Genomic DNA, 25,934 nt, shown 5'->3' with positions numbered 1-25,934 from the left:
GAGTGCTTCCACCACGGAAGCACTCCCCAGTGTCAGCAGGAGGAAAGGTCCGAGGCCGCGCCGTGGTCAGGGAGCGCCGAACCCGAAGTCGTCGAGCAGCGACTGCCCCGGCTTCGACAGCACCAGGTCACGGAACTCCCCCGCCAACTCGCTGCGGCGTGAGTCGGCGAGCACCGTGATCTGGTGGTTGCTGCGGTGCTGCTGGAACACCGGATCGTCCACGACATAGACGTCGGCTCCGGCCGCCTCGGCGTCGGTGGCGTAGACGAAGCCGGCATCCACCTCACCCGCCATGACCTGCTCGAGCACGGTGGCGGTGTCGTCCACGAGCACGCCGGGGGTCAGCGTGACCCCTGCTGCCTGCAGCACCTCGTCGGTCATCGCCCCGCAGGGTTCGCTGGGCCGACACGCGGCCACGGTGATTCCGCCCCGGGTCAGCTGGTTGAGGGTCGCGATGCCCTCAGGGTTTCCCTTCGCGGTCACCAGCAACAGGGTGGTGCTGGCGATCCGGTCGACGTCACCTGGTCGTCCAGCCAGGACGCTCATCGGCCCCGGCCCGGCGGAGGCGAAGACGTCCACCTCGGCGCCGGCCGCGATCTCGCCGGCCAGCACAGCGCTGCCGCCTGTACGCACGGTCACCGTCGTTCCGGGGTGGGTGTCCTGGAGGACCTTGGCGAACTGCAGGAATGGCGCGCGCAGCGACGCGTCCGCCCAGACGACCAGCGTCCGATCACGCCCACCCGAGCAGCCCGTCAGGATGAGCGCCATCACCACCGCGACGACGCCGGCCACCCGCGCGACTGCGGGGCCGCGCAGCCGCATCGTCACTCGCCGGTCTGGCCGTCGACCGCCTCACGAATCAGGTCGGCGTGGCCGTTGTGCCGGGCGTACTCCTCGACCATGTGCACCAGGATCCAGCGCAACGAGATCGGCTCGGGGCCGCTGCGTCGCGGCACCAACGGGGCCTCGGAGAGTTCGGCCGCGGCGTAGATCTCGTCCGCGCTCGCGCAGGCGGCCTTCCACTGCTCGACCAGCCACGCCGGGTCGTCCTCGGTCGCGGAGTGCCAGTCCCAGTCGTTGTCAGCCTCCCAGTCGACGGTGTCCCACGGCGGCGGGGGCTCGGTGCCGGCGAAGGCCTCGTGGGCCCAGTAGGTCTCGACGTACCACAGATGCTTGACCAGGCCGCGCAGGGTGATCGACGAGACGCCGACCGTGGCGTCCCACCCGCTGTCGGGCAGGTCGGTCAGCTTCCACTCGAAGGTGGCGCGTTGCCAGGCCAGGAAGTCGGTCAGGGTCTGGCGTTCGTCACCGGTCTGGCGGGGTTCGGGACGATCGAAGTTCCGCATCAGCCGCCGGCCTTGCGGCGGAAGACGCGCTTGCTCGCCGCAGCCTTGTGGGGACCACCGGAGACCTTGCCCTCACCGTGGGCGCCGGCAGCCGACGATGCGTGGTTCGCCGCCTTCTTGCGCTCCAGCGCCTGGCGCATGGCTTCCTTGGGGTCAGCGGGCTTCTCGGTGTCACTCATGCGAACACTCTAGGCATCGCCAGTCCCACCGCGCACCAGGTTTGTCGTCGGCAGCCAGCGGCTCAGTGACCCTTGAAGGCGTGCTCGAGCCACCACGACCCGCCGTCGCGGGCGATCTTGGCGTCCACCAGCATCGACCTCGTCCGCGGACCGTTGATCCACGCCTCGACAGCAGCCAGGTCTGCCATCTCGCGCACCGTGACGGCCTCGAGCCCGTAGCCACGTCCGATGGCGGCGATGTCGGTGTCGGGGAACTCGACCAGGTCGACCACCTCACCCATCGGGGCGAAGTGGTGCACCTCGGCGCCATAGGCGGAGTCGTCATAGACCACGACCAGCATGCCCAGCCCGAGCCGGTTGACGGTCTCGAGTTCGGCCGCGCCCATCAGCGCTCCGCCATCACCCAGCGCGGCCACGGGCAGTCGATCGGGCTGCGCCAGCGCGGCGCCGATCGCGGTGGCCAGCCCCAGCCCGATGCACTGGAAGGCCTGGGTGAAGCAGAACCCGTCGGCGTCGGGCACGTCGAGGAACATCGTCGGGTAACCCATGAAGTTGCCCGAGTCGACGCCGATCACCCGTTCGCGCGGCAGCATCCGGTCGAGCGCCACGGTCAGTGCGCGAGGGTCGACCAGCCCGTCGCCGGCGAGGTCGTCGAAGGCCACGTCCTGCCAGCGACCGGACGAGGCGATCACCTCGCGCGCCGCGGCGGTGCGGTAGCCCTCGCGCTCGGGCAGGGCCTGCTCGAGCAGCGCACGGACGAGCGCGGGCACGTCGGCCAGCACTCCCTCGGCCTTGGGCAGGTGCAGTCCGAGGACCTCGCACGAGTCGTCCACCTGGACCACCCGGGCCTGCGGGAACAGCCAGCCACCGCGGGTCGTCCACGACCGCAGTCCGCAGCCGAGCGAGACCACCAGGTCGGCGTCGGCGAACAGTTGCTCAGCCGCTGGGGTGGCGAAGCCGCCGGCGATGTCGAGGTTGAACTCGTCGTCGGCGAACAGCCCTTTGACCACGGCCGACACCGACAGCAGCGCACCGGTGCGGCGAGCAAGGTCGATGATCTCAGGGCCGACATCGCGGGCCCCTCGTCCGGCCAGAATGATCGGACGCTCGGCCGACGCCAGCGCCTCGGCGACGGTGCGCACCGCCTCGTCGGCCACGGTCGCGGTCGGCGCGGGTGCGATGGTTGCGGACGCGTTGCTGTCGACAGCAGCCTGCCGTTGCACCTCCAGCGGCAGGTTGAGCAGCACCGTCCGGCGCCCGTCGCGGGCCACACGCACCGCCTCGGCAGCCCGCACAACGGCGGTGGACGCGTCGTCCACCCGCATCGGCACCGCCCCGACAGCGCGCGCCATCGCGTCCTGGTCGACGAAGAAGTTGTTCGACGGCTGGGTCGACTCGGCCGAGACCACCACCATCGGGGTGCGTGACTTGGCGGCCTCGGCGATGCCGGTCAGGGCATTGGTCAGTCCGCAGCCCTGGTGCACCGAGACCGCAGCGACCCGTCCCGACACCCGGGCGAAGGCGTCGGCCATGGTCGCCGCACCACCCTCGTGGCGGGCCGCGACGAAGCGTGACCCGGCGGCCACCATGGCGTTGGTGACCACCAGGTTGCCCGAACCGATCACCCCGAAGACGTGGTCGACACCGGCCTCGGCCAGGGCGGCCCCGACCGCGTGGGCGACGCTGCGTGCCATCAGTCCTCGACCAGGGCGAGCACCCGGGGCGGCGACCCGGAGCCGGTGACGATCGGCAACGGGCTGGTGATCACCAGGGCACCGGTGGCCGGCAACTGATCGACGTTCTGCAACTGCGCCAGCCCGTACTTGCCCGCGCCGAGCAGGAGCGTGTGGCAGGGATACATCGGGTCGAAGCCGCCGGCAGCACCGGCGTCGGTGCCGACGGTCTCGACACCGAGGCCGATGATCGGGGCCTCCTCGGCCAGCCAGCGCGCACACTCGACATCGATGCCGGGGGTGTGCGGGCCGAACTCGTCGGCGTTGAGGAACTCGGCCTGGTCGTGGTTGCGCGACGACCATCCGGTGCGCAGGATCAGCCAGCCGCCCTCGGGCAGCGGACCGTGCTCGTCCTGCCAGGCCTCGACATCAGCCTTGGTCAGCAGGAAGTCGTGGTCGTCGGCGACCCGGTCGGTGACGTCGATCACCGCCGCCGGGCGGATCAGCCGCTCCAGCGGTACCGAGGCCACGTCGTGCTGGTCCTGGCCGGTGACCCAGTGGTTGGGGGCGTCGAAGTGGGTGCCGGTGTGCTCGCCGGTGTGGAAGTTGTTCCAGTACCAGGCAGGGCCTCGGTCGTCGTAGCGCGAGATCTCCTCGAGCTGGAACCGGGCGGTCTGCCCGAAGATCTCGGGCAGTTGCAGGATCGGGGTGTCGCTGTGGAGCGGGGCGGTGAGGTCGACGATCCGTACCGAGCCGCCGGCCAGCGCTGCGGTGAGCTGTGCAAGCAGGGACATGCGGCGACCCTACGTGGTCAGCAGCCGTCCGGTCCGCAGGTCTCGCCAGCCTGACCGACGTCGACGCCGTCGACCGCGACCGGACGAAGCAGCGTGGGGGCCGGGTGCAGCTCGCGCCAGACCTCGTCCAGCACCTGGCCGAAGACCTCGGTCGGCTGCGCGCCCGAGACGCCGTAGCGCTCGTCCAGCACGAAGAACGGCACGCCCTGCACCCCGATCTGGCGGGCCGTGGCGATGTCGTCGGCGACCGCCTGGGCGAGGTCGTCGGACGAGAGTGCGTCGCGGGCGGCGTCGGCGTCGATGCCGACGGCCTCGGCGTGGCCGACCAGGGTGTCGTGGTCACCGATGTCGTCGCCGTCGCGGAAGTGCGCGGCGAACAGCCGCTCGTAGAGGTCGTCGCCCTTGCCCTCGCGCTTGGCCAACTGCAGCAGCCGGTGGGCGGTGGCGGAGTTGGCGACCACGACCTTGTCGAAGTCGAACTCGGCGCCGACGGTGCGTCCCTGCTCGGTGACGTGGGCGAACATCGCGGTGATCTGCTCGGCCGAGGCGCCCTTGCGGGTGACCAGGTAGTCGAGTTCGGAGCCGTCGTGGCGCTCGGGAAGGGTCGGGTCGAGCTGGTAGGAGTGCCATGCCACCTCGACCTGGTCGGCGTGCTCGAAGTCGGTCAGGGCGGCCTCGAAGCGCCGCTTGCCGATCCAGCACCAGGGGCAGGCCACGTCTGACCAGATGTCGATCCTCATGCAGCCGAGGTTAGCTGCACCCGCCCGGACGACGCGTGGGCGACGGCCTGGCCGAGCACCTGCGGCGGGGGCGCCTGCAGGTACCGCCAGGACAGTCCCTGCCGGCGCAGGCTCCACAGCATCAGGCGGCCGTCGACGGTGTTGACGCCCAGCGTGCCGGGCACCTCGTGCGCCTTGGGCACGGCCTGCACGTGCAGGGCATTTCTGCTGGCGACCACCGCCTGCACCGCGTGCCAGGGCAGGAACAGGTCGGCCGAGCCGATCGCCCAGACGCTCAGCCCGCGCTCGTCCACCCGGACAGCCACCGGGGGCAGCACGCGCCGATAGACCTTGCCGATCACGATCAGGACGATGCCGAGCACCACCAACACCGACATCAGCGAGATGATCACCGTCTGCAGGATCGCCTCAGTGGCAGCGGCCTCGTCGGTGCGTTCACGTTGCAGGGCGCGCGTCAGCTGCCTCGATTGCAGCACGAGGATGAACAGACCCATCAGGGTGACCAGGATGCCTCCCCACATGGCCACTCGCAGGGACTTCAGCGCGGCTTGACCGATCGATGCGTAGGGGATCTCCAAGGGCATGCCCACCATGGTTTCAGACCCCGAGCGCTGCCATCGCCAACCGTACCTGCTGCTCCCGGGCGGCCGCATCGGTGCCGTGGTCGAGACGATGCTCGTCGACCACGCGTCCGTCGGCCAGGAACAGCACCCGGGTGGCACGGGCGGCGACCCGGGCGTCGTGGGTGACCACGACCATGGTCATGCCCTCGGCGTTGAAGTGCTGCAGCAACTCGACCACCTCGGCCGAGGCGGCGGAGTTGAGCGCGGCGGTCGGCTCGTCCCCGAACAGCAGGTCGGGGTGCCCGAGCAGGGCTCGGCACAGGCTGGCCCGCTGCTTCTGGCCGCCGGAGATCTCGTTGACCCCCCGCTCGGCCAGCCCCGCCAGGCCGGTGACCTCCATCAACTCCAGGGCGCGGGTGCGCAGCTGGTCGCCACCACCATCGGCCTGCAGCGCGCTGGGCAGCAGGATGTTGTCGAGCACGGTCAGCGCCTCGAGCAGGTGGGGGTCCTGGAAGACGAAGCCCAGTCGCTCACCGCGCAGTCGGGTGCGGCCGTCGTCGTCCAACCCGTCAAGGTCGACCCCAGCGAGCCGAACGGTGCCGCTGGTGGGCTGGTCGACGCCGCTGACGCAGTGGAGCAGGGTCGACTTGCCCGACCCGGAGGGACCCATGACGGCGACGAACTCACCACGGTTGACGGTCAGCGAGACCCCGTCGAGCACGGTGGTGACGGTCTCGCCCTCGCGGTGGCTGCGCACCAGGTCGGTGGCCTCGAGCAGTGCGGTGGCCTCGAGCAGTGCGGGGGCCTCGAGCAGTGTGGTCATCGGTGTCTCCTAGGTGCGAAGGCGGTCGACCAGACCGCGGGTGGACCCTCGTCCGGTGCTCGACCAGGTGACCAGCGCGACGCTGGCAACCACGATCAGGCAGCCGAGGACGGTGGTGAGGGGGCTGAACACGAGGCCGACGCCGCTGACACCGACGGTGCCGAAGATGGCGCCGGCGACGACCATGCCGACCGGCCAGGCCAGCACGACGCCCAGCACTACGCCGAGCACGGTGGTGGCAAGCACCCTGACCAGGTACTGGCGGCGCAGGTGGGCGGTGGTGAAGCCGAGGGCGGTCTGCAGGGCGTTGGCGGCACGCTCCTGAACCTGCATCAGCCGCACCGACAGACCGGCGATCAGGGCGGCGATGGCGACGGCCACGACCGAGCACAACCAGGCCAGGGCGTCCATGACGCTGATCAGTCCGCCGAGCATCTGGGAGACGAAGTTGGTCGCCTCGAGCACCTGCACGCCGGGGACGGCGTCGATGATCGTCCGGCTGACCTCGCCCGGGTCGGCGCCGGGGGTGAGGGCGATGGTGACCATGGCGCTGCCGGGGGTGGACGAGGTGGTGGGTCCGACCATGGCCTTGCTGGTCTTCCCACCGTTGGTGATGTCCTGGTAGGTGCCGACCACCGTCATCGGGGCCTCGCCACCGTCGTCCAGGATGAGGATCTCGTCGCCCACGGTGACGCCCAGACGTTCGGCGTTGAGCGTCGACAGGCTGATCTCGGACGGGGTGCTGGGTGCGCGTCCCTGGCTGTGGCGGAGCGGGAACGCGGCCGGGTCGCCGTAGTCGATCCGCAGCGGGGCCACCCGGCCGTCGGGGGTGCGGACGGTCTCGACCTCGAGCGAGAACACCTCGACTCGGCTGACCCGGGGGTCGTCGGCGAGCGTCGCACGAATGGTCGAGCCTACGGGCAGGGCGTCGTCCCGGTTGAGCAGGCCGACCATGAGGTCGTAGTTGCCGATGCCCATGTGGGTGACGAAGTCGGGCGAGCGGAACGTCGAGCCGAACCGGAACGGCACCAGCAGCACCACGGTGATCAGCATCGCCATCACCACCAGCGTGAGGTGCTGCCCCCGACTGCGGCGGATGTTGGCCAGCGCCAGCCGCGAGACGACCGCCATTCCAGTGCGTCCGCCGAGGACCGGACGAGGACGACGACGCGAGGTGACCAGGCCCGATCGTCCACGCATGGCCTCGAGCGGCGCGATCCGGCGCAGGTTGCGCATCACCCGACGCACGTACCCGGTGACCACCAGGTGCAGCACCAGCACGCCGACCGCACCGGCGAGAGCGCCCATCACCGGAGCGTTCACGGTGCCCATCTGGCGGCGGACGCCGGCCAGCAGCGGTCCGCGCAGGACGAGTGCGAGCAGGAAGCCGACCACGCTGCCCGCCCCGAGCAGCACCTGGTACTTGGTGAGGTAGATCGAGCGGACGTGTCGCTGCCTGACGCCCAGGGCGCGCATCACCCCGATGTCGCCGAGGTCCTCCTCGAGGGTGGTGAGCAGGGTGTAGCGGATGCACAACGCGGCGATCAGCACGATGACGAAGGCCATCACCGTGAACAGGAACGCGGTGATCGCGTCGTTCAGGCTGTTGACCACCCGGAACATCGACCAGTTGAGCGAGGGGCCGTTGGCCTCGAGCCCGGCGGCGTGCCACGCGGCTTCGAAGGGTCCGGCCTGACCGGGGTCGGTGAACCGGAACGACAGCAGGTGCTCCGGCTCGACGCCCAGGGCACTGCGCACGGTCGCGTAGTCGTCATCGCTGACCAGCAGACGCTTGGACGAGGCCAGGGCCGAGTTCATCTGCGAGTCGCGGAAGGCGCCGGCGATGGTGAGTTCGAGCGGGCCGTCGGGCAGCGCGACGGTGACGGTCTGCCCGACACCCAGGTCGTACTTGTCGCGGTAGTACTGCGGAACCCAGATCTCACCGCGCTGGGGCCGAATGACTTCGCCGGCCTCGGAGAGCAGGAAGTCCATGGTGGTGGGCTGCACGGCCAAGCCGGTCTGCTGCATCTCGCCGTCGAGCGGGGTGCCGTTGAAGCTCAGCGTGGAGTTCTCGACGTTGAGCAGGGCGATGTCTTCGTGGGCCACCACTTCGGGGTGCTGCCGGACGAAGGCCTCGAGCCTGGCCCGGTCGAGCGGTCCGGTGTGCATCTGCAGGTAGTGCGGGGTGTGGGCCTGCTCCATGAAGCGGTCGACGCTGCCGATCAGGGCGACGGTGAGCATCAGGGCGCTGGTGACCAGGGCGGCGGCGAGCACCATGAAGCCGGCGAGCAACACAGAGACCAGGCGGTGCTTGGCGAGGCTCTTGCGCACCAGCGTGCGGATCATCGCTCGCCCTCTTCGTCCGGCACCTGCAGCAGGTCGAGCAGGAAGGCGAACGAACCCGGGTCCGCACCGAACAGCAGTTCGACGTGGTGCACGAATGCCCGCGCCCGCTCGGCGTACTCCCGGGCGTCGGCGCTCGCGCGGTCGTCCAGCATGCGCGAGTGGGTGACCACGAGTTCGACGGCCTCGCGCGGGTGCTGGGTGCTGAAGACGCCTTGGGCGACGCCGTCGGTGACGATGTCGGTGATGATCGGCACCATCAGGGCGTCGAGGCGTTGCTCGGCGAGTTGGTGCATGACGATGTTCTGCGGCTTGTTGAGCTCACCGACCAGGCCCTCGTCGGGGGTGGCGACATTGGCGGCGGCGACCACGGCGAGGATGCGCTGGTGCGGGGTGAGGTCGGGAGTGGCCAGGACCTGCTCGTAGCGCTCGCGCACCTGCTCGACGTGGTGGTCGATGATCGCCTCGAGCACCGCCTCCTTCGAGGCGAAGTGGTGGTAGAAGGTGCCCTTGGCGATGCCGACGGCCTCGAGCACGTCGTTGATGGTGGTGGCGTCGTAGCCCTGCCGGACGAACAGAAGCTCGGCGGCCAGCACGATCTCGAGCTTGCGCACGTCTGCTGCCTTGTGGATGACCACTTCTCGTCCCTTTCACCCAACCGACCGACGGTCGGTCTAGAGGTGACGCTAGCAGCGCGGTGAGTCCGGCCAGAAGCTGGAACAGGGGGCCTCAGGGACAGATCAGGGCTGCACACGACATCGGCGCCACCCCCGGAGAGGGATGACGCCGATGCCGGTTCGTCCAACAGCCGCTTGGATCAGCTCCGGTGCGACAGGTTCGGTTCGATGTCGCCGATCAGCGGACGCAGGTGGTTGTAGGCGATCCGAAGGCCTTCGATGTTCTTCTCCGGGTCACCGCCCCACAGCGGGTCCTCGTGCTCGACCGACAGGGTGCCGGTGTAGCCGACCTCGTACAGCTTGTCGACGACCTTGCCCCAGTCGACGGTGCCGCGGCCGGGGATCCGGTAGCGCCACCACTTCATGAACCAGGGGTTGCCCCCCTTGTTGATGGTTCCGTAGAAGCCGCACTCGTTGCGCTTGGCCGGGAACAGCTCGAGGTCCTTGGCCTGGGCGTGCACGATGTAGTCGGCGAACGGCTCGATGGTCTCGACCGGGTCGATGCCGATCCAGGTCAGGTGGCTGGGGTCCCAGTTGAGGTAGAGCCCCAGCTCCTTGCACATCCACTCCCACAGTTCGGGCGAGTACGCGATGTTGCCCGGGTAGCCGTCGGGGTGCCAGCCCTCCATCACACAGTTCTCGATGACCACCTTGACCCCGCGCTCGCCGGCGTAGTCGACGATCTCGGGGAACACCTTCTCGGCCTCACGCTGGTTCTCGTTGATGCTCTTGGCCATGTCGCGACCGATGAACGTGCCCGCCGTGGCGATCTCGAGCTTGGCGGCTGCGTCGACCACCTTCTTGAAGTGGCTGCGGATCTCCCCCCGCCGACCGAGGTCGCCGTTGAGGTTGTTCTCGTAGTAGGCCAGCGAGGTGAACTCCAGGCCGGTCCTCTCGCGAATGGCCTGCACCCGTTCGAGTTCGGCGCCGTCGATGTTGGCGACGTCGATGTGTGAGGCCTCGAAGTCACGGGTGGCGGGGCCACCCGGCCAGCACGCGATCTCGAGGGTCTGGTAACCCTGCTCGACCGCGTAGTCGGCGATCTGTTCCAGCGACCAGCTGGGCAGGCACGCCGTCAGGAACCCAAGCTTCATCCCTGTTCCTCCCGCAGGCTCAGAACTTGACCGGGTCGCCCGACTTGGCCGAGTTGTAGATGGCCTCGAGCACGCGGGTCACGACCAGGGCCTGCTCGGGCAGGACGACGAGGTCCTTGCCGTCGCGGATGGCGCCGATGAAGGTCTTCTGCTCGGCCACGGCCTCGGGCGAGGCGGTGCTGCCACCGGGCGAGAAGAACCGGGTGGCGGCGGGCTGGGTGGTCACGGTGCGTCCGGCGACGACGTTGTTGATCGTGGCCTTCATGACCGCGTCACCGTCGTGGTCGAGTTCGACGCCGCCCTTGGTGCCGGCCAGGGTGACCGCAGCCTCGCGCGAGTGCGCGAAGTTGATGGCCCAGGCGGCCTCGAGGAAGATCATCGCCCCGTTCTTCATCTTCACGTAGCCGAAGGCGGAGTCCTCGGTCGAGAAGTTGTCCTGCGGGAAGTTCGAGCCGGCCTCGCCGTAGGGCATCTCGGCGATCTTGTGGAACACCGAGCCGGTGACCGAGTCGACCTCGTAGTTGTTCGACAGCCACAGGGCGAGGTCAAGGGCGTGGGTGCCGATGTCGATCAGCGGACCACCGCCCTGCTTCTCGACGTCGGTGAACACACCCCAGGTGGGCACGCCGCGACGACGGATGGCATGGGCCTTCGAGACGTAGACATCGCCGAGCACGCCGTCGTCCACGGCCTTGCGGGCCATCTGCACGTCGTCGCGGAAGCGGTTCTGGTAACCGATGGTGAGGATCTTGCCGGTCCTCTTGGCGGTCTCGACCATCTTCTCGGCCTCTTCGGACGAGATGGCCATCGGCTTCTCGCAGAGCACGTGCTTGCCGGCCTCGAGGGCGGCGCAGGTGATCTCGGCGTGGCTGACGTTCCAGGTCAGCACGTAGACGGCGTCCAGCGACTCGTCCGCGACGACCTTCTTCCAGTCATCGGTGGTGTAGGAGTCCTCGACGCCGTACTCCTTGATGTACTTCTCGCGCTTCTCCTCCTCGAAGTCACAGAAGGCGATGATGTCGACATCGTCGGCGACGGCGGCCAGCCCTGGCAGGTGCTTGTAGTGGGCGATGAATCCGAGGCCGATGACGCCTACGCGGAGCTTCTTGTCAGTCATGTGGTGTGGGTTTCCCTTCGTCTTGGGTGGTGTGGTGTGGCGGATGGTACTCAGCGGTTCTGAAGGTAGGTGATCGAGTCGACGACGTCGGTCAGCACGTCACCGTCGGACTTGTCGAACTCGACGACCCAGGTCTTGTCGCCGGTGGCGCCGAGCAGGGTGGGCAGGTCGATGTCGCCCTTGCCGAGGACGACGTTGGCGGGTGCACCCATCAGCTTGTCCATGTCGAACTCGCTCTGCACCTCGACCGGTCCGTCCTTGATGTGCAGGTGGGTGACCCGGTCGCCGTAGCGGTTGATGACCTCGACCGGGTCGAGGCCGGCGATGGCCACCCAGTAGGTGTCGATCTCGAGCTTGACCTCGGGGTCGAGCAGGCTGGCGAAGTAGTCGTAGGAGTTGACCCCGTCGAAGTTGCCGAAGAACTCGAAGTGGTGGTTGTGGTAGCCGACCTCGAGGCCCTCGGCGGCGGCCTTCTTGGCGGCTTCGTTGAGCAGGCCGGCGAGTTCCTCGACGCCTTCCTTGACCAGCCACTTGGCGGGGTCGAAGAAGGGCTGGATCAAGAGCTTGCCGTCGAGCTCCTTGAGGGCGGCGACCGAGCCCTCGAAGTCGCCGAGCAGGTCGGTGTGGGTGCTGGTGACACGCAGGCCGTGGCGCTTGAGCGCCTCGGGCAGCCACTCGCGGAAGTTGGTGATGCCGAACGGTTCGACCTCGGTGATGCCGGTGGCGGCGATCGTGGCCAGGGCGGCGTCGGCGTCGCGGACGAGTTCGTCGCGCACGGTGTACAGCTGAAGTGACAGGTTGCTCATGGGCTCCACTCTTCCTTGACTGGAATCCCGGCGGGCAGGGTTCGCCGAGTTGCTTGCCACCATTCAAACAGAATGCGCGTTCAGTTTGTAGGGGTACTGCCCTGAAATGAGCGCCGGGATCAGCGCTCGACCAGCCCTGGGGTGTCGCCCAGCAACAGCACGGCCGCGCGGGTCTTCTCGCGAGCCACTGTGAGTCGCTCGGTCGGCCCGACGCCCTTGCTGAGCGAGTCGACCACCGGCAGCAGCCGAACCGGGTTCCCGGGGCTGTAGTGGGTGACGTAGGTGGGGATGTAGTCGACCCCGGCCACCTCGAACCCAGCGCCGGCCTTCTCCTTGACGTTGAGCCGCACCGTGATGCCCTCGTAGCCGCGGGGCACGTCGGTCTTGTGCTGGGCGACCATGTTGCCCATGCCGTAGACCACCCACTTGCCGTTGACCTTGGTGATCGGCTGCACCACGTGCACGTGCTGGCCGATGACGGCGTCGACGTCGGGACTGGCGGTCAGCGCCTTGGCGGTCTCGACCTGCTGGGCGTTGGGCTTGTGGGCGTACTCGTCGCCGGCATGCATCTGGACGAGCACCAGGTCGGCTCCGGCCTGGCGGGCCAGCTTGGCCTGGCGCAGCAGTTCGGGCACCTCGATCATCTGCACGGCGTACTCCTTGCCCTGGGGTGGGACGAGTCCGTTGAGCCCGTAGGTCGATCCGATGATCGAGACCTTGATGCCGTTCTCGGTGGTCAGCATGACCGGCTTGTTGACCTCGTCGGCGCTGAGCCGGGTGCCGATCGGGGTGACCCCGTTGTCGCGCAGCAGTCGGTTGGTGCGCTCGAGTCCGGTGATGCCGGCGTCGAGGGCGTGGTTCGAGGTGAGGGTGCAGGCGTCCCAGCCCATGGTCGGAATCCACTCGGCGATCGCCGGTGGCGCCTTGAACGTGGGGTACCCGGTGTAGGGGCCACCGGGCTTGGCGAACGGCACCTCCTCGTGGCAGACGGCCAGGTCGGCGCCAGAGATCACCGGCTTGATCGCGGCGAACATCGGGTCGAAGTCGAACTCCTTGCCCTTGCCGGTGCGGCGATGGTCGTCGGCGGCGCTCATCCACAGCGTGTTGTGCCACAGCAGGTCACCGCTGAAGACCAGCGATGCCGTCCGCTGCTGGCTGCCCTGGGTCGCGGTGGGTGTCGGCGAGGTCGAGGGCGTGCTCGTCGCGACCGCGGACGACGAACTCCCCGACGACGACGCAGCGGACGTCGGCACAACAGATGACACCATGACGCTCGGTGTGGTCTGCGGCGTCGACAGGTCCTTGGCGCAGGCGCTGAGCAGCAGCGATGTCGCCGCCACCACGGCGAATGCCGCGTGCGTCGTCCTCAACCAGCCTCGGGCACCCCTCACGGACCTCCCCCTTCGGGTACGGGCGTTCACATTACGCTCGACGCGCGAGCGGGGCGAGTGGTTGTCACGGTGCTGGTCGGCACGGGACGAAATCCTCGTGCAGCCGGGTGTGAGCCACCCCCCTTTGCTTGACTGGGCACGTGAGTGAGCAGACCAACAGTGAGCGTCCCGTTCGGCTCGGCATCCTGACCAGCGGCGGTGACGCGCAGGGCATGAACGCGGCCGTGCGCGCCGCGGTGCGCACCGCGCTGAGCCGGGGTGTGGAGGTCTACACGATCCACGAGGGCTTCCAGGGCATGATCGACGGCGGCGATGGCATCACCCGCGCCGACTGGGACGACGTGGGCTCGATCCTGCACAAGGGCGGCACGGTGATCGGCACCTTCCGTTCGATGGAGTTCAAGGAGCGCGCCGGGCGACTCAAGGCCGCCAGGAACCTGGTCGAGCGCGGCATCGACCGACTGGTGGTGATCGGCGGCGACGGCTCGCTCTCGGGTGCGGACGCGATTCGCCACGAGTGGTCGTCCCTGTTGGACGAACTGGTCGCCAACGGCGAACTCACCCGCGAGCAGGCCGACCGGCATCCGTCGCTGATGATCGCCGGACTGGTCGGCTCGATCGACAACGACCTGGTCGGAACCGACATGACCATCGGCGCCGACACCGCGCTGCACCGCATCCTCGAGGCGATCGACGCACTGTCGAGCACCTCGGCCTCGCACCAGCGTCGGTTCGTGGTCGAGGTGATGGGACGACACTGCGGCTACCTGACGCTGATGGCCTCGATCGCCGGTGGCTGTGACTACGCCCTGATTCCGGAGTCCCCGCCCGAGCCCGGCTGGCAGGACCGGATGGCCGAGGCGTTGCGCCTGGGTCGCGAGGCTGGACGACGCGACTCGATCGTGGTGGTGGCCGAGGGTGCACAGGACAGCGAGGGCAACCCGATCAGCGCCGAGGACGTGGCTGCGGTGATCCGCGACCGGATGAACGAGGACGCCCGGGTGACCATCCTCGGCCACGTGCAGCGCGGCGGTCGTCCGTCGGCCTACGACCGCTGGGCCAGCACCTGGCTGGGCCACGAGGCGGTCAACTCGGTGCTGGCCGCCACACCCACTGACGAGCCGCAGGTGCTGGGCATCCGCGGCAACCGGGTGAGCGAGGTGCCGCTGGTCAAGGCGGTGGCCGACACCCGCGAGGTGCCGAAGCTGATCGAGGCCAAGGACTTCGAGGGCGCCATGGCGATGCGGGGCGGGTCGTTCCGACAGATGGTGCACCTGTTCCGGGAGCTGCGTGACCTCGACCGCAGCCGGGTGACCGAGGGCTCGAAGCGGATCGCGGTCGTGCACGCCGGCGGCCTGGCCCCGGGGATGAACTCTGCGGTCTGGGCGGCGGTGCGGTTGGGCCTGCACCGTGGCCACACCATGCTGGGGGTGCGCAACGGCTTCGACGGGTTGCGCGACGGCGAGATCGACGAGATCGGCCTGGGCGATGTCGAGGGCCTGCTCGGTGAGGGTGGTGCGTGGCTCGGCACCCGGCGCGACGTGCCCAAGGTCGAGCACCTGTACTCGATCAGCCGCACGCTCGAGCAGCACCGGGTCGACGCGCTGCTGGTGATCGGCGGGTTCAACGCCTACGAGGGCGCCTGGCTGATGGACTCCGAACGCACCCGCTACCCCGCCTTCGACATGCCGATCGTGTGCGTGCCCGCCTCGATCGACAACAATCTGCCCGGTTCGGAACTGTCGATCGGGGCCGACACCGCGCTGAACGCGATCACCGAGTCGATCGACCGGATCAAGCAGTCAGGTACTGCGACCAAGCGCTGTTTCGTGGTCGAGACGATGGGACGAAACTGCGGCTACCTCGCCCTGGTCGCCGGCATGGCCGGTGGGGCCGAGCGCACCTACCTGCACGAGGAGGGCATCACCCTGGCCGACCTGCACCGCGACGTGGCCTGGATGCAGCAGTCGTTCGCCTCGGGACGCCGGATCTTCCTGGCAGTGCGTTCTGAGGACGCCAACGACCACTACACCACCGACTTCCTGGCCCGGCTGTTCGAGGAGGAGGGCGGCAAGCTGTTCGACGTGCGCCAGTCGGTGCTTGGCCACATCCAGCAGGGCGGAAACCCGACCCCGTTCGACCGGTTGCTGGCCACCCGGCTGGTGAGCCGGGCGATCGACCAGATCGCCATCGAGTTCGAGGCCGGCACCCGGGAGGGCTGGTACCTCGGGCTGGATGGTGCCGGCATCAACGTGTCGCCGCTGGCCCGGATGCACGACGAGGTCGACCTGGTGAATCGTCGTCCCAAGAAGCAGTGGTGGCTGCAGTTGCGGCCGATCGTCCGGGCGGTGGCACAGGGTCCTGACGCCTGACGCGAAGGCGCGACCACAGGCGTACTGTCGCAGCGTGGATCGTTCCTGGGTGCGGCTGCTTCAGTGCAGTCGTCGGTGTTGGCCTGTCACTGCTGCTGCTCGGGACGGCCGACGTGTTGACGACGGTGATGCTGCTGGTGGCGGGTGCTGCGCGGTCGGCGCAGCAGACCCCGTGGGAGGCGATCGTCGGGGTGCTCGCCGTGGCTGCGTCGTGGCTGGTCGTCCACACCGTGTTCTCACTGCACTACGCACGACTGTTCCACGATGAGCACAGTGACCAACCAGCCGTCGACTTCAACACCGACGACGACCCGGACTACCTCGACTTCGCCTACCTGGGGTTCACGATCGGCATGACCTACCAGGTGTCGGACTCGGTGATCCAGTCACGGCCGGTGCGTCGGGCGGCGCTGCGGCACGCGCTGTTGTCGTTCCTGTTCGGTGCGGTGGTTGTCGCCTGCACGATCAACCTGGTCATCCAGTTGGCGTCGTCGTGAGTGGGCTCAGGGGCACTGCTCGAAGACGTGGGTGCTCTCACCGGCTGCTGTGAGGTCGAGGTCACGGCGGACGACCGCCCAGCGCGGCAGTTGGCTGCAGGCCGCCGTCAGCCCGGGAGCGTCGTACTCGACGTCCCAGACGAGTTCGCCGTAGCCAGCGACGTAACCAGCGCACTCGTCCCAGGTGCCGCACTGCTCGGCGATCACGAAGTCGGTGCCGATCTCGGTGCGGCGCGAGACCAGTTCGACGGCGTTCTTCTGCGCCACCGGCAGGTGGTGTCGGTGGGCAGCTGCACTGAGCAGGGCGATCATCGCGACGGCGTCGTCAGCGGTGAGCCGGCCGTTCGAGCGGGTGTACGAGTCCAGGTTGTCGAACTCGACCGCGTCGAAGCCCTTGGTCGCGCAGTCGGCGATCCAGGGCTCGATGACCGCGACGATCCGGGCTCGCTTGGCCGCGCTGGAGATGTCGAGCAGTTCCTCGTCCCAGGACGTGTCGGTGATGCCGAGCAGCAGGTCGGGGTGGGTTGTCCGCCACCAGTCGGTGGCGTCGGGCTGGGTCTGGAAGCCGTTGAGGTAGCAGATCGAGTAGTGCCCGGACGACGGTTCGTCGGTGCGGTCGCGGACGACGATGCCGACGCGTGGATTCGGGTAGCCGCCACCGAGTTGGTAGTCGAGGTGGGCGCCGACCGGCGGCAGCACCATGCTGGACGATGGCGCTGACGTCGGGGTCGTGGGCGGGGTACTTGGCGTGCACGCCGCGAGCAGCGCGAGGACCGCCACGATGGTGGCCGGCAGGGCTGTGGTCGACCGGGCGCTGGTCACGGACTCACGCTAGGACTGTCTTGGATCGTCTCCGACACTCTGCCAATGTCTGCGGAAAACACTAGACATTCGCATACAGTCCGATCATGGATCCGATCGCCAACCCCTACGCGCCCGGTGCGGGCCAGCGTCCGCCCGAGCTCGCCGGACGCGACGAGCAGCTCGAGGCATTCGACATTGTGCTGGCGCGCACCCTGCGCGGACGACCCGAGCGCTCGATCATGCTGACCGGGCTGCGGGGCGTGGGCAAGACCGTGCTGCTCAACGCACTGCGTTCAGCCGCAGTGAAGGCCGGCTTCGGCACGGGCAAGTTCGAGGCCCGGCCGGGGCAGGACATGCGGCGTCCGCTGGGGGCGGCGCTTCATCTGGCGATCCGCGAGTTGGGGCACCCCGATGCCGACCAGGTGCTCGGGACGCTGAAGGCATTCGTCGAGGCAGGTGCGGGACCGAAGGCCAAGCCGAGCGAGCGCTGGAGCCCGGGCATCAACGCACCGGCGGTGCGGGGACGAGCCGATTCCGGCGACATCGAGATCGACCTGGTCGAGTTGCTCAGTGACGTCGGCGGTCTGGCATCGGATCTGCAGCGCGGGGTGGCGCTGTTCATCGACGAGATGCAGGACCTGGGGCCCGATGACGTGTCGGCGCTGTGTGCGGCAGCCCACGAGATCAGCCAGTCGGGGCTGCCGCTGATCGTGGTCGGGGCCGGACTCCCCCACCTGCCTGCGGTGCTGAGTGCGTCCAAGTCGTACTCGGAGCGGCTGTTCCGCTACATGCGGATCGACCGGCTGGCCCGGGAGGCCGCCGACCTGGCGCTGACCGCACCCGCAGCGGACGAGGGGGCGCGCTTCACCGACGAGGCACTGGACGAGATGTATCGCGCGACCGGTGGCTACCCCTACTTCATCCAGGCCTACGGCAAGGTCGTCTGGGACGTGGCTCCCAGTTCGCCGATCCAGTTGGGCGATGTACAGGTGGCCGTGCCCGAGGCCGAGGCCGAGTTGGGGGTGGGGTTCTTCGGGTCGAGGTACGAGCGCGCGACCCCCGCTGAGCGCGAGTACCTGCGGGCAATGGCCGAGGTCAGCGAGCAGACCGGGGACGAGACCGTGTCGTCCGCCGCCGTCGCCGAGCAGGTCGGGCGCAAGGCCCAGTCACTGTCGCCGGCGCGCGACGCCCTGATGAAGAAGGGGCTTGTGTGGTCAGGCGAGCGCGGCAAGATCGCGTTCACCGTGCCGCACTTCGGCCGGTACCTGCGCTCGGTCGAGTGACACGGGTCACCGCCAAGGATCGGTGATCTCCTGCAGCGCGATCAGCGCCTCCGTGAACTGCCGCATCCGCCGATCACCCAGGCGGGCCCGCCACTCACCCAGTGCCCGCGCCACTTCAGCATTCGCGACCGGGACAAGTTCCTGCGCCCTGTCAGTCAGCTGCACCAGCCGCGCTCGTCCATCGGAAGGGTCGCGTACCCGCTCGACGTATTCCGCCGCCTCCAGCTGGTCAACCAGGTGCCCCGCGGTCTGCTTCGTCACCCGTGCCTGGGCTGCCAGGTCAACGAGCCGCGTCCCGTCCGGACCCACCCGGGCGAGCAGCCGCGCCTGGGCCGGCGTGATGTCGCTCGCCCCAGCCTCAACGACCGCCCGGTGCGCCCGCTCCTCCAAGGATCGGCTCGCCACGAACAGAAGAACCCCCAGGCGGCTGTCGTCCGCCTCTTGACCAACCACTCCCCCTGATGTCACATTGGTCAGATTATCGTACTAGTTGTCTCGGAGGCAGAGATGGACACCGACACGATCTGGCAACACATCGACACCCAGCGCACCGCCCTCGCCGACATCCTCGAAGGGCTGACCGATGACCAGTGGTCGCGTCCGTCACTCTGCGCCGAGTGGTCGGTTCGCGACGTCGGAGCCCATGTCGCCGGCTCTGACGTCAAGCTGCACCAGGCCCTGATTCCGATGGTCCGTGCCCGTTTCAACGGCGACGCGATGATCCGCACCATGGCCATCGCCAGCCCGCTCTCTCACACTCAGATCATCCAGAAGCTGCGGTCGTTCAGCGGCCGACGCGTGAAGCCGCCGTTCGTCTCGCCGATGGAGCCGCTGACCGATGCCCTCGTCCACACGCAGGACGTCTGCGTTCCACTGGGTATCGACCACAAGCCGCCCCATGAGCCGCTCATCGCCTCGCTTAACCGCACCATCGAGCTCAACGAGAAGGGTGGCATGGCGCTCAGGACGCCTCTTCACGGGGTGCGCCTGGTGGCCACCGACGGCGACTGGCAGCAGGGGACCGGGCAGGTGGTCGAAGGTGAGCTTCGCTGGCTGCTGCTGATGCTGGCCGGACGAACCGCCGCCCACGATCACCTGTCGGGAGCAGTCGACGCGTTGGGCTGACGACCGCCCCTCCCCCTCGATGGCCAAGACCAGGTGATCGAGGCCAGCTACTAGCCGCCTTCGGGTTCGATGAAGCCATGACGCTGCGTACCGAGCCATGGCCCGCCGGTACCCCGTGTTGGATCGACCTGCACTCCCCCGAGCCGTCGAAGATCCTCGACTTCTACACCACGCTGTTCGGGTGGGAGTACGCCGAGCAGCCCGGTGACTACCACCTGGCCAAGATCGGTGACCACGTCGTCGCCGGTCTCGGTCCCACCCACCCTGCCGCGCCGGACGGCTGGGGCGTCTACTTCGCCAGCGACGACGTCGACCAGACTGCATCCACCGTCACCGAGCACGGCGGCACGCTGACTGTCGGCCCGGCCGAGGCGGGCCCGATGGGACGCTTCGTGCTCGCCACTGACCCGACCGGCGCTGGCTTCGGCGTCTGGCAGGCCCGCGCCCACAACGGCTGCCAAGTCGTCAACCAACCCGGCGGTCTGTACTGGGAAGACCTTCGCACCAGCGACCCGACGCCGCTCGCACCTTCTACGCATCTGTCTTCGGGCACGAGTTCGACCCCCTGCCGATGGCCGGCGACGACTACCGCACCTTCCGGCTGGGCGGCACCGATCGTCCCGTCGGCGGCATGGGCGGCATGATGGACGCCCCTGAGGGCACCCGCCCGCACTGGCTGGCCTACTTCGGTGTCGCGGACGCATGCTGCCGGTCATCGACCCCCAGGGCGCGGTCTTCTGGATGGTCGAGGCACCCAGCGACCAGGAGTGACCTGATTCAGCTCCCGATCCGCACCGTGACGAACGAGTGGAACGCCCAGATCGCCACCGCCACCACGAAATAGACGATCGCCGCCGCCTTCGTCCCGAGGTCGGGTCGTCCACCCCCGTGCGGCACCAGCTTGACGAAGAAGGTGAACATCGGGGCGAACACCAGGGCGGCGAACAGCGCCATCAGCGACAGGACGATCTCGCCACCGGTCAGTCCGTCACCGGCCGGGCCGAGCAGCGTCAGCAACGCGCCGACCACGACGACCAGCACCGTGCCCCACAGCCACGGCCACACGCCCAGTCGTCGCATCATCGGCATGTCGTCGCCCACGCGACGCACGTCGTGGCAGAACAGCCACGAGAGCCAGACCATGCCGGCAGCGCCGACGAAGAAGAGCGGGATCGAGAGCCACCCGGGCCAGCCGAACTGGGTGATCGCCCCCGAGATGTCGCCGGGGCCGCCTGCCACCGACGTCATCAGGTAGCCGAAGAAGTTCATCATGCCGACCAGCCCCAGCCAGGTGGCGACCCATCGTCCGAACCCCTCGCGCATGCCCCGGGTCGTGAAGTAGATCAGCGCACCGGTCACCAGCGAGAACAGCGGCCCGGCCAGCATCAGCACGCCCTGCTGGGTGGCATCGCCGGGTGAGATCGCATCGGCACTGCCCGACTTGACCCACATGCCGCCGGTCTGGACCAGGCCGGCCAGCCCGTGTGCGTACTCGTGGGCCTGGATGGTCAGGAACACCGATCCAGCCGCGATCAGCGACATCGGGACGACGATGGACGACTCCGGTGCGCGAACGTCGGTGGTCACGGCTACCTCCACAAGCGGGCGACAAGGTGTGACGAATCATGCACGACGCGAGTGCCAGGAGAAGGGTAGAACGGTAGACATCGCCTATGGTAGATTGGTTCCATGGGTCTGAACATCAAGAACCCCCGGGTGCACGAACTCGCGCGCGCCGCAGCCGAGGCGACGGGCAAGACGCAGACAGGTGCCATCGAAGAGGCACTCGAGAAGCTTCTGCGTGAGTACGGCCAGGACCCGGAAGCCGCAGCCACGGCGGCTCGGGCAGATCTCATCTGGTCCATCGCCGCCGAGTACATCGCCGATCCGGGGCACCAACACGGTGAAATCCTGTCCATCAACGATCTATACGACGACGCGACAGGGTTGCCGAGGTGATCATCGATTCCTCTGCGGTGATGGCGATCCTCAACCACGAACCCGGCGCCCGGGCCCTGCTCCAAGTGGCGCTGCAGGCTCCCCAACTCCAGGTGTCTGCGGCGACGTGGGTCGAACTTGGCATCGTTGCCGACAATCGCTCCGTGACGCATGGGCAACGCCTCGAGACTGTGCTGGATGAGTTGAAGGTGGAGATCGTCCCGGTCGATGGGCGACAGGCCCGCGTGGCGCGTGATGCCCACCGGCGCTACGGCCGCGGCTCGGGATCCCCGGCGCGACTCAACTTCGGTGACTGCTTCTCCTACGCGTTGGCCAGCACCACGGGACAGAAGCTGTTGTTCGTCGGCGACGACTTCACTCACACCGACATCGCGCCCGCGATCTGAACGTTCGCCCACTCACTCCCGAGTCGCGAACGCATCCCGCGGAGCCAGCACCAACGCCAGCGCCGCCAGCAGCGCCGCTCCAGCACACACCGCCCAGACGGTGTAGTAGCCGCTGAGCGGCGCCACGGTCTCCGACGCGGCGTCCAGCGATCCGGTCGCAGTCAGGGCGATCGCGAACACCGCCGACGCGATCGCACCGCCCACCGTCTTCGTCCCGTTCGTCATACCGGTGGCGATCCCGGTGCGCTCGGGGGGAGCTCCGGCGGCGGCAGCCGCTGGCAGCGCCGCCACCAACGCACCCGAACCGAAGCCGGCGATCGCCAGGTTCAGCAGCGCCTGCCAGGTGTGGGTGTGGAACGGCAGCCACAGCAGGTAGCCGGTCGCCACCAGCAGGCAGGCCACCAGCAACGCCTGCCTCGTGCCACCCAACAACCGGGTGGTCAGCGGCAACGTGAACGCCCCCACCGCCAGCGTGATCACGTAGAGCCCGATCAGTGTCGACACGAACGCCGGCTCCACACCCAGTCCGTACCCCCGCGCCGCCGGGTCAGCCTGAGCGAAGGTCGACAGCGGGATCTGCCCACCCAGCACCGGCACCCCGAACAGGAACGCGGTCAGCTGCACCGGCCACTGCTTGGACGACCCGAACAGCCGCATGTCGACCACCGGCTCGGGATGCCGCAGTTCAAACCGGACGAACACCCCGAACACGACCAGTGCCACGACGATCAGGCCCCAACCGGCGAGCGCACCCGCGCCCCACAACCGCAGCAGCACGAGCCCTGCCATCAGCAGCCCCAGCGACAGCGTCACCAGCCCGAGTCCGCCCCAGTCGAGTCGTCCGTCGGCATCGTCACCGGGAGTCTGCTCGATGCCGACCAGGATCACGAAGAAGACCGCCGTCACCACGATCGCGGGCAGGCTGAGCAGCCAGTTCATCCCGAGTGAACCCTCGAGCAGGCCGGCACTCAAGGCCGCCACGATCACCGACAACTCCAGCGCCCCCACCAGCACCGCCGCGGCGCGACGGGTCAGCAACTGCTGGCGCCCAGACGCCCGCGTCCGCCGGTGCACCAGGGCCACCTCGATCGGCAGCCACACCACGTACGCACCCTGGATCGCCCAACCGATCAGGAAGGTCCAGAAGTTCGGCGCCCACGCCAGCACCCACGACCCGAGCGCGGTCACCGCGGTCGAGATCAGCAGCACACGCTTGTGCCCGACCAGGTCGGCCATCCGCGCCAACAGCGGAATGCACAGCGCGCCGACACCACCAACTGGGCGGCCTCGAACCAGTTGACGTCACCCTCGTGGATCGTCAGGTGCTCGGCGATCTGGGGATAGATCGGGGTGTAGAAGCCCTGCAGCACACCCGAGGCCACCTCGACCAGCACCAGGAACCCGACGACGGCCACCAGGCCACGCACGGCCCCGCCCACGTCCGGCGTACTCACGTCAGCGCCTCGACCAGCGAGCGGTACCACGCCACTCCGGCCTCCAGGTCACCGACCAGCAGGTGCTCGTCGTAGGAGTGCAGTGAGGCTCGTTGCGCCTTGCTCATCCGCAGCGGCGTGAACCGGTAGACCCGGTCGCAGATCCGGGTGAAGTGGCGAGCATCCGTGGCCCCCATCACCAGGTAGGGCGTCACCATCGCCTCACGGAAGTGCCGTGCGACAAGGCCTTCCAGCAGTTCGAACGCCTCGTCGCCGGTCGAGGGAGACACCGGCGTCGCCTCACCGGCGCGCACCAGTTCAACCGTGACGTGCCTGTCTCGGACGACCTTGCGCACGTGGGTCATCACGTCGTCGACGGTGTCGCCGGGCAGGATCCGGGCGTTGAGCCCGGCCTCGGCCCTGGTCGCCAGCACGTTGCGCCCGGGGCTGCCCGACAGGGTGGTCGCGGCGATCGTCGTCCGGGTCATCGCTGCAGCCTCGGCACCCGCCACTCCGAGCGCCCGCACCAGCACCGGCTCCAGCCGGTCCGCCCGGCGCAGCAGCCCACCGACGACAGTCGGCACCTCGTCGGCCACCCGGCGCATCATCTCGGCGACCGTCCCGGGCAGCCTGGCCGGCATCGGTGAGCGCTCCAACCGCATCAGCGCCCGCGCGATCCGCCAGGTCGGGCCCTTCGCCGCGGGCGTGCTCGAGTGCCCACCTCGTCCCTCACAGACCAGCCGCAGGTCGGTCGTCCCCTTCTCGGCCACCCCGATCACCGCCACCGGACGCTTCACCCCGGGCAGCGCATCGGCAGCCACCGCCCCACCTTCGTCGAGGACGAACCGAGGCCGCACACCCTCGCGCTCCAGCCAGGCCACCGCGGCCTCAGCACAGGAACCCCCGACCTCCTCGTCGTCCCCGACGCTCAGCCAGACGTCCTGCGCCGGGACGAACCCCTCGGCCAGCAGGCCCTCGACCGCACTGAACAGCGCCACCAGCGAGCCCTTGTCGTCGAGCGTCCCGCGTCCCCAGACCGCGCGGTCGACCACGTCGGCCGAGAACGGTGGGTGCTGCCACGGCGCCTGCTCGTCCACCCCGACGACGTCGAGGTGCGCCATCAACACCACCGGACGATCCTGCGACCGCCCCCGCCACCGGACCAGCAGGCCGTGGCGCCCGATCGGGGTCAGGTCCAGATCGGCGTGGATCCGGGGGAACTGGCGGGCGAGTTCGGCGTGGAAGGCGTCGAAGGCAGCGACGTCGTCGTCGGCCGGGTCAGGGTGCGAGACGGTCGGGATCGCGACCAGGGCCCGCAGGGCGTCCAGTGCTGGCATGAGCAGACCCTAGGGCCTGCCACTACTCCTGCGTGGCCGGTGGGCGCCAACGCCCGCCGACGGTCAACGAGATCACCCAGACCGCCGTGACGGCGAGGTAGACCACCAAGGCGACCCAGAACCCCGCGGCGGGGGTCGAGGGATCGACCGCCAACCGCCCCGCCAGCCAGAACATCCACCCCATGAACGCCAGGGTCGCCGCGCCGAACCAGCCCAGGTCGTTGCCGATCATGCGCAGCGCGCGGGGGTAGTTCTCGGGCCGGCCCCAGTACTGCTTGTGCGGCAGGTTGACCAGTTCGGGCGGCATTCGCCGTGACAGCGCCGGGATGAACCAGAACACCAGGACGGTGACCAGCCCGGTGATCGAGGCCACCAGCACGTGCTCGGTGCGCGACCCCCAACGGTCAACCTCATTGAACACAGCACCCGCGCCGGATCGTCCGACAGCCGGCACTCCATCGCCAGCCAGCCGTCGTATCCCAGGTCATCGAGCGTGGTCAGCACCTCTCGCCAGTCCAGGTGCCCGGCACCGGGCTCGAGCCTGTTGCTGTCGGCCAGTTGCAGGTGGACGAGGTGGCGCGCGTTGCGTCTGAGCGCCTCACCGAGCGAGGCCTCCTCGATCGACATGTGGAAGGTGTCGGCGACCAGACCCACACCAGGTGAGTCGACCTCGTCGATGGCCGACGCCGCGTCGTCGAGGGTGTTGAGCAACCAGTCCTCGTAGCGGTTCAGCGGTTCCAACAGCACCATCACGTGGCGCTCGGCGGCGTGCTCTGCGACCTCACGCAGGGCCTCGACCAGGTTCGTCCGGGCCACCTCGCGCGGCACCGGAGCGGTGAACGGGGGCATCCGCAGGCTGGCGATGCCGAAGCTGTGCGGCGCGACCACGCCCACACCGCCGGCCAGTCCCACGATCGTGAGCAACCCCTTGAGGTCGTCGATCGCGGCGCGACGACGCTCCGGGTCGGGGTCACCGAGGAAGGTGCCGGTGCCGGCCACCGCCGAGCTGACCACCACTCCTGCGTCACGGGCACGGGCGAGTTCGTCCGCGCGGCCGAGCAGCGCCCTCGTCCCGGCCAGTTCGATGCCGTCGAGGCCAACCTGCTGGACGAAGGCCCACTTGTCGGCGAGCGTCTCACCGGGCAGCGACTTCTCCGCCGCGGCAAGCCTTGTCGTGGTCACCACACCATCG

Annotated in this window: 29 protein-coding genes; 7 read left to right on the top strand and 22 right to left on the bottom strand. The window is 68.8% G+C overall.

The annotated features are described in order from the left end of the window. Positions 1-66: 66 nt before the first annotated feature. The 14 genes from IE660_RS06920 to IE660_RS06855 all read right to left on the bottom strand — a co-directional run bounded on the left by IE660_RS06920 (position 67) and on the right by IE660_RS06855 (position 13,546). Positions 67-822: an extracellular solute-binding protein gene (locus IE660_RS06920; protein WP_203567603.1), complete on the bottom strand. Its 756-nt coding sequence runs from the start codon at positions 820-822 to the stop codon at positions 67-69. A gap of 2 nt (positions 823-824) precedes the next feature. Beyond that, complete coding sequence (locus IE660_RS06915) at positions 825-1,346, bottom strand: DinB family protein (protein WP_203567602.1); 522 nt, start codon at positions 1,344-1,346, stop codon at positions 825-827. Beyond that, the gene (locus IE660_RS06910) at positions 1,346-1,525 is read right to left on the bottom strand and encodes a DUF5302 family protein (RefSeq protein ID WP_203567601.1); all 180 of its coding nucleotides are present in this window, start codon (positions 1,523-1,525) and stop codon (positions 1,346-1,348) included. The genes IE660_RS06915 and IE660_RS06910 overlap by 1 nt, the downstream gene beginning before the upstream one ends. Before the next feature lie 62 nt (positions 1,526-1,587). Beyond that, the gene (locus tag IE660_RS06905) at positions 1,588-3,219 is read right to left on the bottom strand and encodes a thiamine pyrophosphate-binding protein (protein ID WP_203567600.1); all 1,632 of its coding nucleotides are present in this window, start codon (positions 3,217-3,219) and stop codon (positions 1,588-1,590) included. Next, the gene (locus IE660_RS06900) at positions 3,219-3,992 is read right to left on the bottom strand and encodes a cyclase family protein (protein ID WP_203567599.1); all 774 of its coding nucleotides are present in this window, start codon (positions 3,990-3,992) and stop codon (positions 3,219-3,221) included. Before IE660_RS06900 ends, IE660_RS06905 begins: the two co-directional genes overlap by 1 nt. A 17-nt stretch (positions 3,993-4,009) precedes the next feature. After that, a complete protein-coding gene (locus IE660_RS06895) occupies positions 4,010-4,732 on the bottom strand; it encodes a DsbA family oxidoreductase (RefSeq protein ID WP_203567598.1) in 723 nt (240 codons plus the stop codon). Next, positions 4,729-5,316 (bottom strand): hypothetical protein, encoded by a 588-nt coding sequence (locus tag IE660_RS06890; RefSeq protein WP_203567597.1) that lies wholly within the window; start codon positions 5,314-5,316, stop codon positions 4,729-4,731. Before IE660_RS06890 ends, IE660_RS06895 begins: the two co-directional genes overlap by 4 nt. Positions 5,317-5,329: 13 nt before the next feature. Then, positions 5,330-6,118, bottom strand: a complete 789-nt coding sequence (locus IE660_RS06885) for an ABC transporter ATP-binding protein (protein WP_203567596.1) — start codon at positions 6,116-6,118, stop codon at positions 5,330-5,332. Positions 6,119-6,127: 9 nt separating this feature from the next. Further along, a complete protein-coding gene (locus tag IE660_RS06880) occupies positions 6,128-8,464 on the bottom strand; it encodes an ABC transporter permease (RefSeq protein WP_203567595.1) in 2,337 nt (778 codons plus the stop codon). Next, positions 8,461-9,099 carry a TetR/AcrR family transcriptional regulator gene (locus tag IE660_RS06875; protein ID WP_203567594.1) on the bottom strand — a complete coding sequence of 213 codons (639 nt, stop codon included), beginning with the start codon at positions 9,097-9,099 and terminating at the stop codon, positions 8,461-8,463. The genes IE660_RS06880 and IE660_RS06875 overlap by 4 nt, the downstream gene beginning before the upstream one ends. Positions 9,100-9,278: 179 nt before the next feature. Then, entirely contained in the window at positions 9,279-10,232 is a 954-nt protein-coding gene (locus tag IE660_RS06870; RefSeq protein ID WP_203567593.1) for a sugar phosphate isomerase/epimerase family protein, read from the bottom strand. Positions 10,233-10,251: 19 nt separating this feature from the next. After that, positions 10,252-11,349 (bottom strand): Gfo/Idh/MocA family protein, encoded by a 1,098-nt coding sequence (locus IE660_RS06865; RefSeq protein WP_203567592.1) that lies wholly within the window; start codon positions 11,347-11,349, stop codon positions 10,252-10,254. A 50-nt stretch (positions 11,350-11,399) separates the two neighbouring features. Continuing rightward, the gene (locus tag IE660_RS06860) at positions 11,400-12,155 is read right to left on the bottom strand and encodes a sugar phosphate isomerase/epimerase family protein (RefSeq protein ID WP_203567591.1); all 756 of its coding nucleotides are present in this window, start codon (positions 12,153-12,155) and stop codon (positions 11,400-11,402) included. A 119-nt stretch (positions 12,156-12,274) separates the two neighbouring features. Then, positions 12,275-13,546: a CapA family protein gene (locus IE660_RS06855; protein WP_203567590.1), complete on the bottom strand. Its 1,272-nt coding sequence runs from the start codon at positions 13,544-13,546 to the stop codon at positions 12,275-12,277. 140 nt (positions 13,547-13,686) lie between these two features. Here IE660_RS06855 and IE660_RS06850 point away from each other — a divergent pair, with 140 nt between their 5' ends. Together IE660_RS06850 and IE660_RS06845 are read left to right on the top strand one after the other, a co-directional pair. Beyond that, on the top strand, positions 13,687-15,918 hold the full coding sequence (locus IE660_RS06850) for a 6-phosphofructokinase (protein ID WP_328701881.1): 2,232 nt from the start codon (positions 13,687-13,689) through the stop codon (positions 15,916-15,918). Further along, positions 15,915-16,415: a DUF1345 domain-containing protein gene (locus IE660_RS06845; protein ID WP_328701899.1), complete on the top strand. Its 501-nt coding sequence runs from the start codon at positions 15,915-15,917 to the stop codon at positions 16,413-16,415. The genes IE660_RS06850 and IE660_RS06845 overlap by 4 nt, the downstream gene beginning before the upstream one ends. Positions 16,416-16,421: 6 nt before the next feature. Here IE660_RS06845 and IE660_RS06840 read toward each other — a convergent pair whose 3' ends face one another. After that, a complete protein-coding gene (locus IE660_RS06840; RefSeq protein WP_203567588.1) occupies positions 16,422-17,237 on the bottom strand; it encodes an endo alpha-1,4 polygalactosaminidase in 816 nt (271 codons plus the stop codon). Positions 17,238-17,323: 86 nt separating this feature from the next. Here IE660_RS06840 and IE660_RS06835 point away from each other — a divergent pair, with 86 nt between their 5' ends. Continuing rightward, positions 17,324-18,502, top strand: coding sequence for an ATP-binding protein (locus tag IE660_RS06835; RefSeq protein ID WP_203567587.1), 1,179 nt, complete (start codon positions 17,324-17,326; stop codon positions 18,500-18,502). Between the two features lie 6 nt (positions 18,503-18,508). Here IE660_RS06835 and IE660_RS06830 read toward each other — a convergent pair whose 3' ends face one another. Then, positions 18,509-18,970, bottom strand: coding sequence for a MarR family winged helix-turn-helix transcriptional regulator (locus IE660_RS06830; protein WP_328701880.1), 462 nt, complete (start codon positions 18,968-18,970; stop codon positions 18,509-18,511). A gap of 39 nt (positions 18,971-19,009) precedes the next feature. On the opposite strand from IE660_RS06830, the gene IE660_RS06825 reads away from it, so the two are divergent. Then, positions 19,010-19,627: a maleylpyruvate isomerase family mycothiol-dependent enzyme gene (locus IE660_RS06825; RefSeq protein WP_203567586.1), complete on the top strand. Its 618-nt coding sequence runs from the start codon at positions 19,010-19,012 to the stop codon at positions 19,625-19,627. 77 nt (positions 19,628-19,704) lie between these two features. Continuing rightward, positions 19,705-20,271, top strand: a complete 567-nt coding sequence (locus IE660_RS06820; RefSeq protein WP_203567585.1) for a VOC family protein — start codon at positions 19,705-19,707, stop codon at positions 20,269-20,271. 133 nt (positions 20,272-20,404) lie between these two features. On the opposite strand, the gene IE660_RS06815 is transcribed toward IE660_RS06820, so the two are convergent. Beyond that, the gene (locus IE660_RS06815; RefSeq protein ID WP_203567584.1) at positions 20,405-21,214 is read right to left on the bottom strand and encodes a hypothetical protein; all 810 of its coding nucleotides are present in this window, start codon (positions 21,212-21,214) and stop codon (positions 20,405-20,407) included. 102 nt (positions 21,215-21,316) lie between these two features. Here IE660_RS06815 and IE660_RS06810 point away from each other — a divergent pair, with 102 nt between their 5' ends. Together IE660_RS06810 and IE660_RS06805 are read left to right on the top strand one after the other, a co-directional pair. After that, on the top strand, positions 21,317-21,586 hold the full coding sequence (locus IE660_RS06810) for a type II toxin-antitoxin system VapB family antitoxin (protein WP_203567583.1): 270 nt from the start codon (positions 21,317-21,319) through the stop codon (positions 21,584-21,586). Continuing rightward, on the top strand, positions 21,583-21,972 hold the full coding sequence (locus IE660_RS06805; RefSeq protein WP_203567582.1) for a type II toxin-antitoxin system VapC family toxin: 390 nt from the start codon (positions 21,583-21,585) through the stop codon (positions 21,970-21,972). Before IE660_RS06810 ends, IE660_RS06805 begins: the two co-directional genes overlap by 4 nt. Before the next feature lie 12 nt (positions 21,973-21,984). On the opposite strand, the gene IE660_RS06800 is transcribed toward IE660_RS06805, so the two are convergent. The 5 genes from IE660_RS06800 to IE660_RS06785 are packed head-to-tail and all read right to left on the bottom strand — an operon-like array spanning position 21,985 to position 25,924. Further along, positions 21,985-23,208, bottom strand: a complete 1,224-nt coding sequence (locus IE660_RS06800) for an MFS transporter (protein ID WP_235997127.1) — start codon at positions 23,206-23,208, stop codon at positions 21,985-21,987. Beyond that, on the bottom strand, positions 23,172-23,426 hold the full coding sequence (locus IE660_RS15810) for a hypothetical protein (RefSeq protein WP_235997126.1): 255 nt from the start codon (positions 23,424-23,426) through the stop codon (positions 23,172-23,174). The genes IE660_RS06800 and IE660_RS15810 overlap by 37 nt, the downstream gene beginning before the upstream one ends. After that, positions 23,423-24,742, bottom strand: coding sequence for a M20/M25/M40 family metallo-hydrolase (locus IE660_RS06795; protein WP_235997125.1), 1,320 nt, complete (start codon positions 24,740-24,742; stop codon positions 23,423-23,425). Before IE660_RS06795 ends, IE660_RS15810 begins: the two co-directional genes overlap by 4 nt. A 22-nt stretch (positions 24,743-24,764) precedes the next feature. Then, entirely contained in the window at positions 24,765-24,974 is a 210-nt protein-coding gene (locus IE660_RS06790) for a hypothetical protein (protein ID WP_203567581.1), read from the bottom strand. Continuing rightward, on the bottom strand, positions 24,971-25,924 hold the full coding sequence (locus IE660_RS06785) for a TIM barrel protein (protein ID WP_203567580.1): 954 nt from the start codon (positions 25,922-25,924) through the stop codon (positions 24,971-24,973). The genes IE660_RS06790 and IE660_RS06785 overlap by 4 nt, the downstream gene beginning before the upstream one ends. Positions 25,925-25,934 lie beyond the last annotated feature (10 nt).

The organism is Aestuariimicrobium ganziense (genome assembly GCF_015352975.1).
GTDB classification, from domain to species: Bacteria; Actinomycetota; Actinomycetes; order Propionibacteriales; family Propionibacteriaceae; genus Aestuariimicrobium; species Aestuariimicrobium ganziense.
The sequence above is the reverse complement of the archived record's forward strand: the minus strand, read 5'-3'. Positions and strand labels throughout refer to the sequence as shown.

Coding starts and splice junctions, on each gene's coding strand:
- IE660_RS06915 (WP_203567602.1), bottom strand. CDS start 1,346: ATGCGGAACTTCGATCGTCCCGAACCCCGCCAGACCGGTGACGAACGC.
- IE660_RS06885 (WP_203567596.1), bottom strand. CDS start 6,118: ATGACCACACTGCTCGAGGCCCCCGCACTGCTCGAGGCCACCGCACTG.
- IE660_RS06790 (WP_203567581.1), bottom strand. CDS start 24,974: ATGATCGGCAACGACCTGGGCTGGTTCGGCGCGGCGACCCTGGCGTTC.
- IE660_RS06870 (WP_203567593.1), bottom strand. CDS start 10,232: ATGAAGCTTGGGTTCCTGACGGCGTGCCTGCCCAGCTGGTCGCTGGAA.
- IE660_RS06910 (WP_203567601.1), bottom strand. CDS start 1,525: ATGAGTGACACCGAGAAGCCCGCTGACCCCAAGGAAGCCATGCGCCAG.
- IE660_RS06800 (WP_235997127.1), bottom strand. CDS start 23,208: ATGGCCGACCTGGTCGGGCACAAGCGTGTGCTGCTGATCTCGACCGCG.
- IE660_RS06835 (WP_203567587.1), top strand. CDS start 17,324: ATGGATCCGATCGCCAACCCCTACGCGCCCGGTGCGGGCCAGCGTCCG.
- IE660_RS06880 (WP_203567595.1), bottom strand. CDS start 8,464: ATGATCCGCACGCTGGTGCGCAAGAGCCTCGCCAAGCACCGCCTGGTC.
- IE660_RS06865 (WP_203567592.1), bottom strand. CDS start 11,349: ATGACTGACAAGAAGCTCCGCGTAGGCGTCATCGGCCTCGGATTCATC.
- IE660_RS06810 (WP_203567583.1), top strand. CDS start 21,317: ATGGGTCTGAACATCAAGAACCCCCGGGTGCACGAACTCGCGCGCGCC.
- IE660_RS06825 (WP_203567586.1), top strand. CDS start 19,010: ATGGACACCGACACGATCTGGCAACACATCGACACCCAGCGCACCGCC.
- IE660_RS06820 (WP_203567585.1), top strand. CDS start 19,705: ATGACGCTGCGTACCGAGCCATGGCCCGCCGGTACCCCGTGTTGGATC.
- IE660_RS06895 (WP_203567598.1), bottom strand. CDS start 4,732: ATGAGGATCGACATCTGGTCAGACGTGGCCTGCCCCTGGTGCTGGATC.
- IE660_RS06905 (WP_203567600.1), bottom strand. CDS start 3,219: ATGGCACGCAGCGTCGCCCACGCGGTCGGGGCCGCCCTGGCCGAGGCC.
- IE660_RS06920 (WP_203567603.1), bottom strand. CDS start 822: ATGCGGCTGCGCGGCCCCGCAGTCGCGCGGGTGGCCGGCGTCGTCGCG.
- IE660_RS06795 (WP_235997125.1), bottom strand. CDS start 24,742: ATGCCAGCACTGGACGCCCTGCGGGCCCTGGTCGCGATCCCGACCGTC.
- IE660_RS06860 (WP_203567591.1), bottom strand. CDS start 12,155: ATGAGCAACCTGTCACTTCAGCTGTACACCGTGCGCGACGAACTCGTC.
- IE660_RS06890 (WP_203567597.1), bottom strand. CDS start 5,316: ATGCCCTTGGAGATCCCCTACGCATCGATCGGTCAAGCCGCGCTGAAG.
- IE660_RS06900 (WP_203567599.1), bottom strand. CDS start 3,992: ATGTCCCTGCTTGCACAGCTCACCGCAGCGCTGGCCGGCGGCTCGGTA.